Source organism: Teichococcus aerophilus, assembly GCF_014490485.1.
GTDB classification, from domain to species: Bacteria; Pseudomonadota; Alphaproteobacteria; order Acetobacterales; family Acetobacteraceae; genus Pseudoroseomonas; species Pseudoroseomonas aerophila.
Window position 1 is genome coordinate 1 of record NZ_JACTVA010000096.1, and the last position, 7,861, is coordinate 7,861.

The 7,861-nt window shown below is 64.0% G+C and carries 12 protein-coding genes; 6 read left to right on the plus strand and 6 right to left on the minus strand.

Going from position 1 to position 7,861, the window contains the following annotated elements:
- The 3 genes from IBL26_RS24745 to IBL26_RS24755 all read right to left on the minus strand — a co-directional run.
- The coding region (locus tag IBL26_RS24745) for a helix-turn-helix domain-containing protein (protein ID WP_187787172.1) at positions 1–383 on the minus strand (383 nt) is incomplete at its 3' end.
- Complete coding sequence (locus IBL26_RS24750; RefSeq protein ID WP_187787173.1) at positions 383–637, minus strand: type II toxin-antitoxin system RelE family toxin; 255 nt, start codon at positions 635–637, stop codon at positions 383–385. The genes IBL26_RS24745 and IBL26_RS24750, both read right to left, overlap by 1 nt.
- Positions 638–685: 48 nt before the next feature.
- Entirely contained in the window at positions 686–1,156 is a 471-nt protein-coding gene (locus IBL26_RS24755) for a helix-turn-helix domain-containing protein (protein WP_187787174.1), read from the minus strand.
- Positions 1,157–1,629: 473 nt separating this feature from the next.
- Here IBL26_RS24755 and IBL26_RS24760 point away from each other — a divergent pair, with 473 nt between their 5' ends.
- From IBL26_RS24760 to IBL26_RS24770, 3 genes are all read left to right on the plus strand, one after another.
- A complete protein-coding gene (locus tag IBL26_RS24760; RefSeq protein WP_187787175.1) occupies positions 1,630–2,280 on the plus strand; it encodes a ParA family protein in 651 nt (216 codons plus the stop codon).
- Positions 2,280–2,549 (plus strand): ribbon-helix-helix domain-containing protein, encoded by a 270-nt coding sequence (locus IBL26_RS24765; protein ID WP_187787176.1) that lies wholly within the window; start codon positions 2,280–2,282, stop codon positions 2,547–2,549. Before IBL26_RS24760 ends, IBL26_RS24765 begins: the two co-directional genes overlap by 1 nt.
- Positions 2,550–2,672: 123 nt before the next feature.
- Positions 2,673–3,092: a hypothetical protein gene (locus IBL26_RS24770; RefSeq protein ID WP_187787177.1), complete on the plus strand. Its 420-nt coding sequence runs from the start codon at positions 2,673–2,675 to the stop codon at positions 3,090–3,092.
- Between the two features lie 382 nt (positions 3,093–3,474).
- Here IBL26_RS24770 and IBL26_RS24775 read toward each other — a convergent pair whose 3' ends face one another.
- The 3 genes from IBL26_RS24775 to IBL26_RS24785 are packed head-to-tail and all read right to left on the minus strand — an operon-like array spanning position 3,475 to position 5,100.
- Positions 3,475–4,167: a DUF1796 family putative cysteine peptidase gene (locus IBL26_RS24775; protein WP_187787178.1), complete on the minus strand. Its 693-nt coding sequence runs from the start codon at positions 4,165–4,167 to the stop codon at positions 3,475–3,477.
- Between the two features lie 31 nt (positions 4,168–4,198).
- Positions 4,199–4,795 carry a transposase gene (locus IBL26_RS24780; protein WP_187787179.1) on the minus strand — a complete coding sequence of 199 codons (597 nt, stop codon included), beginning with the start codon at positions 4,793–4,795 and terminating at the stop codon, positions 4,199–4,201.
- Complete coding sequence (locus tag IBL26_RS24785) at positions 4,765–5,100, minus strand: hypothetical protein (protein ID WP_187787180.1); 336 nt, start codon at positions 5,098–5,100, stop codon at positions 4,765–4,767. Before IBL26_RS24785 ends, IBL26_RS24780 begins: the two co-directional genes overlap by 31 nt.
- Positions 5,101–5,981: 881 nt before the next feature.
- Here IBL26_RS24785 and IBL26_RS24790 point away from each other — a divergent pair.
- The 3 genes from IBL26_RS24790 to IBL26_RS24800 all read left to right on the plus strand — a co-directional run.
- The gene (locus IBL26_RS24790) at positions 5,982–6,179 is read left to right on the plus strand and encodes a hypothetical protein (protein ID WP_187787181.1); all 198 of its coding nucleotides are present in this window, start codon (positions 5,982–5,984) and stop codon (positions 6,177–6,179) included.
- Positions 6,180–6,239: 60 nt separating this feature from the next.
- Positions 6,240–7,310, plus strand: a complete 1,071-nt coding sequence (locus tag IBL26_RS24795) for a site-specific integrase (RefSeq protein WP_187787182.1) — start codon at positions 6,240–6,242, stop codon at positions 7,308–7,310.
- A 282-nt stretch (positions 7,311–7,592) separates the two neighbouring features.
- Positions 7,593–7,861 (plus strand): transposase (locus IBL26_RS24800; RefSeq protein WP_187787183.1); only part of this gene is annotated, 269 nt, incomplete at its 3' end.

The window sequence follows — 7,861 nt, forward strand, 5'->3', positions numbered from 1 at the left end:
GGCAGGAGGTCGCTGGCGTCAACGCCAAGCGCTTTCGCCAACGCGACGATAGCCACGGCGCTTCCTGGCTTCTTCCCGGTCTCGATCTCGGAGAGATAGACAGGACTGATGCCGGCGGTCTCCGAGAGTGCTCGGGCTGTTAAGCCACGGCGCTTCCGCCAGACCCGGATCGGGCTCATCCCTTCCGCGATTTGCATCACCTCTTCTATCGTCAGGCTGTCGGCGCGGACCGCCTCCAACCCCTGCCGTTTAACCTTGGTGTCGAAGGCTGCCAGCGCCCGGCGGTCACTGGCTTCTTCGGCCGCGGCGATCAGGGCGTCGAAATCCTCGCGACGCAGCGTCACCGTGTCTGCCGTCTCGGCAATGGGTCCAATATAGGCCATCACTCGTAAACCTCCCTGCGGTGAGCGATGCGGATGACAAACACGTCGCCGTCGACCACCGTAAAAATGGCGCGCCAGTCCCCCTGCCGGACCCGGAAGCGTCCCGCTGGCTCGCCTTTTATGGCGAGTACGTTGGGATGCTGCGTAGCAGGCTCGGCTGCGATCGCGTCCAGTCGGCCCTTCAGCTGTTCGCGCTCTCGCTTCGGCATCGCGAGGAATTCCTTGGCGGCAGAGCGGAGCAGGATCAGCGGCATACCGATAATTAGCTGACAGCTTATATAATGGCAAATAGAAATTCGCTGTCAGCTCATCTGAGCATCTCCTAAGCCCCATTTCGCCGCCAGCAAGCGGTGTTCGTCGGGTGTCAGCTCCCTGCCCCCTCCCCTCTTTCTTTTATCCATAAGCTTGTTCTTTTCATCAGAGACTTCGGCTGACCGGCTTTCGGTATCGCTTGCCCAAAGGCTTGGCGTGGCGAACAGGTAGGCAGAGGTCCATTGGCACCAGCGGGCCACGCCGCGCACAGCGACGACCAGGCCACGCCGGACGTGGCCCATGATGCCAGCGGCTTCCAGGCGGCTGATGGCGAGTTGCACCGTCGAGCGGGCGCAGCCAGACCACGCCGCCAGCTGGCCCAGCGACGGGTCGCAGACGCCGTGCTTCGACGGGCCGCGATAGAGCAGCGTCCACAGCACTAGGATGCCGCTACGGCGCAGGCAGCCGCCGTGCATCCCCGGTTGGTGGGTCTGCCGCTCCAGCCGGCGGGCAGCTTCCATGATGCGCCTGCGGTCAGCGTCACCGAGGCGTTGGCGCTGCCATGGGGCAACGCGCACAGACCCGGCACGAGCCGGGCGTGTTGAGGTAGGCATAGGGCTCTCCTTCAGCGGAAAGCCCCCGTCGCAGCTGTGATCAGGGCATGACCCACCGTTCGCAAAACAGGCTTGCGTTCGGAAGCGCGGCGCCAGATGATGCGGTTACCACACCTGATCATCCAGCCTTCGGGCTGTTTGGGCCCCTGTCGCTTTTGCGGCGGGGGCTTTTCAGTTCTACGTCACGGATTCGTCCTCATCGGATGGATGACCGTAATGTTGAGTCTGCGGTGATGCAACTAAGTCTCTGCAAAACCACAATATGTCGGCGTGACGACATGTCTACATGCCGACATGTTGGATAGCTATAGCCAGCGTTTCCAATTGACTGAGACCCCAACATGTCGTCATGTCGGCATGTAGACATGTTGGAGGGTTCTATGCACGTAGTGGCGCTCATGAGTCAGAAGGGCGGCGCGGGTAAGTCGACTCTGGCCGTCCACCTGGCGACCGAGGCTACCTCCAGGGGGAAGAAAACCCTGCTCCTGGATCTCGACCCTCAGGGGAACCTGACCGGCTGGGCGGAGCGCCGAGGCGACGCAGCCCCAGACGTGGAAGCCATCCATGCCTCGAATATGTCGTCGACCCTGAAGGACGCTCGCTCCGAGGGCTACGACCTGGTCCTGATCGACACCGCCCCGAACGCTGATCGCACCACCATGCAGGTGGCCCAGGCTGCCGACCTGGTCATCAGCCCATGCCAACCAGCACAGTTCGACCTGGATGCCCTGACGGCTACCCTGGACCTGTGCATTGCCCTGAAGCGGCCGGTTGTGGTGGTCATCAACGCGGCGCCGCCGCGCGAGAACAGCAGCGTGGTGGCGGACGCCATCGCAGTGGTCAAAGAGGCCGGTGTCGAAGTGTCCCCGGCGGTCATCAGCTTCCGGGTCGCCTTCCGTCACTGCCTGGCCTCCGGCAGCACGGCCGCCGAGTTTGAGCCTGGCGGCAAGGCCTCTCAGGAAGTGGCCAAACTATATGACGACATGTCGACACGTCTACACGCTAACATGTCGGCAGGGAGCCACTCGTAATGGCACTTCGCAGCCGCCCGAAGCTGAATGCAATGCCGCGCCGTGCAGGGGAGCCCGTGACGGCGCCCGAGATTGAGCGCAAGGCTCCGGTCCCGCCTTCCCGTCTAGGAAAGAAGCAGGTGGCTTTCTTCGTCGACCGCGAGACAAAGCTACAGCTGGACCGCATGGCATTGGAGGAGGACCGGAACCTCCAGGCGCTGATGCTCGAAGCCTGCAATCTACTCTTCCAATCCCGTGGCATGGCCAGGATTGCAGATCAGAAGCCCTAGAGTGGAAGCCCAACCAGGAAAGGCCGGGAAGGGTGGACGGCAGACCTTTGACTATCGAGGGGACGGCTCGGATAAAGGCTGCGCTAATGCTAGTCGGGAAGCTGGCTTCAAGCAGCGGCCCCCATGAACCCCATCCTGCTCTCCAACGCTAACCCTTGGTCGTTCACTCTCCTCTTCCTCACCGCGGCGAGCTTCTTCGTCTTGCCACCGGCCTTATTGGTAGCCACCAACCAGCGTCCTGGAGCTTGGTTGAAACTGGTCGCTGGTTCGCTGGCGCTTGGCGCTTTCTACGGGACCTTGCCCGCCATAATCCGTAGTACCAGCCTCGGTATTTACGCTGCTGATCTTGCCGTTCCCTTGGTGCTGCTCTGCTTGCCTGCCTGTGTGCTGCTTGGTAGTTCACGCATCTCGTTGCTCCGTTTGTGGAGCAAGGCAGCCCAAAGCAACCTACCCTGGGCGGCTCGCATCCTTGCAGCGATTGCCCTGATGGTAGGAGCGTGGGGCGCCTTCATCCTGCTGCTCATTGCTGGGATTGGGCGGTAGGCGCTCCGGCAGCAGGTCGTCACGTCCGCTTCGGGCGAGAGTAGCCGCCGCTGATAGGGTTCCCACCCCAGGTCTCCATCATGTCGGCATGGTGACATGTCGACATGTCGGCACACCAACACTTCATCACGCCGACATTCCTGCATGCAGGCATGTTGAAGTGTTAGACGAAAGTCAGGCCTTGCAAGGGGCTGGGCTTTCGTTTGCAACAAGACAGGCACTCAGCTTTCCGATCTCGCTCAGGATCGGCGGCCGGTCCAGAAACCCGCCGTGCCGCAGGATCCGGCGCATCGTCATTCCGTCCGATAATCCCTCTTTTCGGACGGAACGTGCGCCTGACCTGACCGCTCCATTTTGATTTGCTAGGTGGCCTCGTGCGGGGTCAGCCTGGCCTCCGCGGCAAATGCTGACGGATCAGGCCCATCATGATCTGGTCGTCGGCAGGATTCTGATGCGACAGGCCATCCTGCATGCTCGACGTGGTCTCCACGCGAAAGACGTTCAGGCCATCCTCCTGGATCATGGAAGCGGCGGATGGCTGGCCGGACGCCGTGGCGCTGCCGACCATGACCAGCAGCTCCGCCTGGTTATTGCGGCGCCTGAGGGCCTCGAACATCAGGCGGATGTGCGGCTCCTTACCTCGGTAAGTGTCTAGCACAGCGACAAACAGCGTTCGGTTTCCCCCATTGAGAGCCGTCTCGATGCGCTCGACGGCCCGGCGGAAGTGCGCATGGTCGTCCGCTTTCAGCGGGTCATGGTGACTGAAAATGACCGGACGCTGGTATTTCGGGCTGTAGTGCAGATGGCCCCGCCCCAAGCCGGATGGATTGCCGGTGTAGGTATAGAAGGCAGGATTGAGAAAGGCCTCGAAGCGATCATCGAGGCAGTCCGCGACCATGCGCGGGTCAGAGAACAACCAGTCGAAGGGTCCGGCGCCGTGCCGGAGGTCCATCTGCTTCAGCAAATGGCTGGCGTAGCAGTGTCCACCGAGGCTGAAGATCTCCGGGGCCGATGACGGAATAGGACCATCACCGGCAGCCTCCTCGTCCGAAATCAATCCCTCGCTGTGCGCCATGATCAGAGCCGCGCGTGCTCTGTTGAAATGCTCATGTTGCCTCGGCGAGGAGCATGAGGTTGTGGGTAAGGACGCGGAGGACGAGTTCGCGGTTCTGGGACGCGGCGTTGCGGGCAGTGAGGGCTGAACCGAGGCGTCGCTTGTGCTGGCTGAACCCGCTCTCGACGTGCCAGCGCTGGTGGTAGAGGGGCTTGGGAAAGCGGTATCGCATGGCACGCCGGTACGGGGTTTTGGGCCAGCGGCGCCATGTGTTGCGGCGGTTGAGGCGGATCACCGTCTGCCGGACGCCGAGGTTTTCGCGGCAGAGACGGTGGTTGTGCTCGGCGTCGTAACCTGCGTCACCGAGGGCGGTGTCGATCGCGATGAGTTCGGCGGCCTGGCGCATGGCTGGAGTGAAGTCTGGGGAGTCCTGGCTCGGGCCGATGCCCGACACGGCCCCGAGGATCAGATGCGAGCCGGTGTGGAGCACGACGGTCAGCTTCGGCCAGGCCCGCTGTCGGTGCCCCTTGCCCTTGGCCCGGCTCTGGCCGAAGTGAGCGCTGACGTGGCGTGTTTCGAGCCCGGTCGCGTCCACGGCCACGACGGGTGCGGCGTCGATCAGGCCGCGGGCTCGGGCACGCCGGACCACGGCATTCTGGACGCCAATGAAAGCCCCCCAGCCTCGGCGTCTGCCAGAATGCGGCGCGAGGCGTGGGCCAGGGTCGAATAGTGCGGCACCTTGGCCAGTCCGAGGGTGCGTCTCAGTTCCGACCACTCGGCGACCAGCGCCACCACACCCCGGTAGTCCGTCCGCAGGAACTGCCGCAGCATCAGCAGCGCGAAGAGCTGCGGCTGGGTGTAGTCCTGGCGCGAGTAGGGGCTGGCGTACTCCGGCAGCGCCGCCTGGCCCGCCACCAGAGCCTCCCGCGCCACCAGCACTGCCGATTTCGACATCCGCCTCATCACCACCTCCCGGCCCACGTCGAAAGGCATCCCAACCCGTCACAGCTCCATAGGGTTTCAACAGAGCAAGCCGCGCGCAGAACAGCATTCTGGCTGTCGGGCGAGAGTTGATCCCACAGCTTCAGAAGTTGCTGGCGCAGCCGATCTGGTGACGACCCCGGTTGCTGGTCATCCGCGTCCCATATCATACGGCCGGATCCGACCAGATGGGGCAGGGCGGTCGCTCGGTCATAGGAATGGGCTGCCTATCGATGCTGCACCAGCCCGCCCAGGAAGGACAGGCTTAAGCTTTACTCGCTTTAGATGGAAGTTAATTGCGCTAAGCGAATCACATATGCGGGAAGCATGGAGGCTGTGCGCCAGCGCCAGAAAGCTGGGGGCGGTCGGCGCCAAAGCCTGTCCGGGCGCGATGGAGGATGAAAGCCGATTTGCGGAAGGCTCGCACGCTGCGTGCTCTGCCCGCTGATAGGCCTTTTCGGACGAAAGAGGAGGGACGCTAGGCCTTCGCAGGATGGCGCCTCGGCTCTTTCCGCGCCGAACTGTCCCAGTTGGCAGCCATAGGTGGCTGGTGGATTAGGCCACCGCCGACAGGGAACCAGATACGGATCGGCAGTTCAGCAGAGCAAGCGTCGGCCATCCAGCTCGTGCCGGACCGCACAGAGCCCTCGCTACCAAGGCCAGCATCGAGCACGGGGATGATCTCCATGCGCAAAGCTTAATCCAAGCGGTATTTATTTTCATAATGCAATATTGTGCATTGCAGCAATTTAATGCTTGCCAGGTTGTGGAACTGCGCCTTAAGCAACCGTGAAACTCAACTCCTGGTTGCGCTACCTGGCCCCATCACTCCTTAGCCGCAGGGCCGCCACCTCATGCCCCAGCATGTCACAGATCTCCAGCTCGACCGGCTCTGGAACAAGCACCAGCGGGGCGTGGCGCTGCCCGCCTCGACCACCGATTTGCAGACGGATCTTGGCCCAGAGATCCGTGTGCTGCTGGTGGGAGCACTCGAGCGCCGGCTCAGGCAACCGCTTCCGACCAATGATCGCCTTTGGCTGCGCCAGGCGTGATGTCTACGCGTTAAAGCCTTCGCTTGCGGGAGCGGCGTCGTGCTGGTCTAGGCTGATGGCATGACCAGCCGCATCCTCTCCACTTCCCTGCTGGGCGACCTGAACCTGCCGGCGGATACGGGTCCAGCGGCGGCGCTGCACGCCCTTTCCGGCCGGGCGGCCGTCTATGCCAGCCGGGCACGGGGGGAGGGCACCCGCCGCGCCTATCGCAGCGCCTGGCGTGCCTATGCCGCCTGGTGCACCAGCCTCGGCCGCGAGCCGCTCAGCGCCGAGCCCGACACCATCGCCATGTACGCCGTGCGCCTGGCCGATGACGGCCGCTCCGTCGCCACCCTCCGCGTGCACCTGGCGGCCATCCAGGCCGCCCACCGCCTGGCCGGCCTGGCGCTGGATCTCGGCGATGCCCGCCTGCGCATGGTGCTGGAAGGTATCACCCGCAGCACTGGCACCCGGCCGCGCCGGCAGGCCGCCGCCGCCACCCCGGACCTGCTGCGCAAGATGCTGGCGACGCGGCCGGCGGCCGACACGCCACTCGGTGCCCGTGATCGTGCCCTGCTGCTGATCGGCTTTGGCGCGGCGCTGCGCCGGGCCGAGCTGGTCAGCCTGGCGCTGGGCGACGTGGTGGCTGTGGCGGGGAAGGGGCTGCAGGTCACCATCCGCCGCTCCAAGACTGATCCGCACGGCGCCGGCCAGCTGGTCGCCATCTGGGCCAACCCGGCCGAGCCCTCCTGCTGCCCGCTGGCGGCGTGGCAGGCCTGGATGGGCTTCCGGCGGGATGCCGCGGATGTTTGCGGCGGCGCCTCGGATGTAGAGCTGCCGCTGTTCGTCGGGCTGAGCAAGGCGGGCCGCCCCAGCGCCGCCCAGCTCTCCGACAAGGCGGTCTGGCGCCTGGTGCGCCTGGCGGCCCAGCACGCCGGGCTGGAGGGCTGGGAGCGCTTCTCTGGGCATTCCCTGCGGGCGGGGCTGGCGACAGCCGCTGGGGAGGCGGGGGCGGATCTGGCGCAGGTGATGCGGCAGACCCGGCACCGCTCGGCCGAGGTGGCCATGGGCTACCTGAGGCCAGCCGAGATCTGGCGGCAGAATCCTACTCAGAAGATCTGGGCCACACGGATCGAATCTGAACAGCAGTGATTACGGCCTCAAATAGTCGACGCCATATGGAGGTTATGCGGGGATGTTGGCTGGAATTCTAATCCCGGAAATTTCTGTATTTTACAAGTATTTGTCGAATTGTCTGCAAGCGGGCAGGGGCTGATTTTCCGATCTCGTACAGGATTGTTCGATCATCAGCCATGAACTGCAGATACCCCGCCGCAAGGTTGGGTGACGAGCGGCTAACTAGGCTCAGGACCTATTAAATCTGCCCTTGCGCTCTGATGATGCTGTGATTCCATGGCGGCCGGAGGTGCTGCCATGGCTGACTTGTTCTGGCTGACGGAGGCGCAGGTCGCACGGATCTCGCCTTTCTTCCCGCTGTCGCACGGCGTGCCGCGGGTGGACGACCAGCGTGTCGTCAGCGGCTTCATCCATGTCATCCGCAACGGCCTGCGCTGGCGCGACGCGCCTGCCGAGTACGGCCCGCACAAGACGCTCTACAACCGCTTTATCCGCTGGAGCCGGATGGGCGTGTTCAACCGGATCTTCGCAGGCCTGGCGGGCCGCCGAGGCCAGCCCGATCGGCT

Coding starts and splice junctions, on each gene's coding strand:
- IBL26_RS24750 (WP_187787173.1), bottom strand. CDS start 637: ATGCCGCTGATCCTGCTCCGCTCTGCCGCCAAGGAATTCCTCGCGATG.
- IBL26_RS24755 (WP_187787174.1), bottom strand. CDS start 1,156: ATGGAAGCTGCCCGCCGGCTGGAGCGGCAGACCCACCAACCGGGGATG.
- IBL26_RS24760 (WP_187787175.1), top strand. CDS start 1,630: ATGCACGTAGTGGCGCTCATGAGTCAGAAGGGCGGCGCGGGTAAGTCG.
- IBL26_RS24765 (WP_187787176.1), top strand. CDS start 2,280: ATGGCACTTCGCAGCCGCCCGAAGCTGAATGCAATGCCGCGCCGTGCA.
- IBL26_RS24770 (WP_187787177.1), top strand. CDS start 2,673: ATGAACCCCATCCTGCTCTCCAACGCTAACCCTTGGTCGTTCACTCTC.
- IBL26_RS24775 (WP_187787178.1), bottom strand. CDS start 4,167: ATGGCGCACAGCGAGGGATTGATTTCGGACGAGGAGGCTGCCGGTGAT.
- IBL26_RS24785 (WP_187787180.1), bottom strand. CDS start 5,100: ATGTCGAAATCGGCAGTGCTGGTGGCGCGGGAGGCTCTGGTGGCGGGC.
- IBL26_RS24790 (WP_187787181.1), top strand. CDS start 5,982: ATGCCCCAGCATGTCACAGATCTCCAGCTCGACCGGCTCTGGAACAAG.
- IBL26_RS24795 (WP_187787182.1), top strand. CDS start 6,240: ATGACCAGCCGCATCCTCTCCACTTCCCTGCTGGGCGACCTGAACCTG.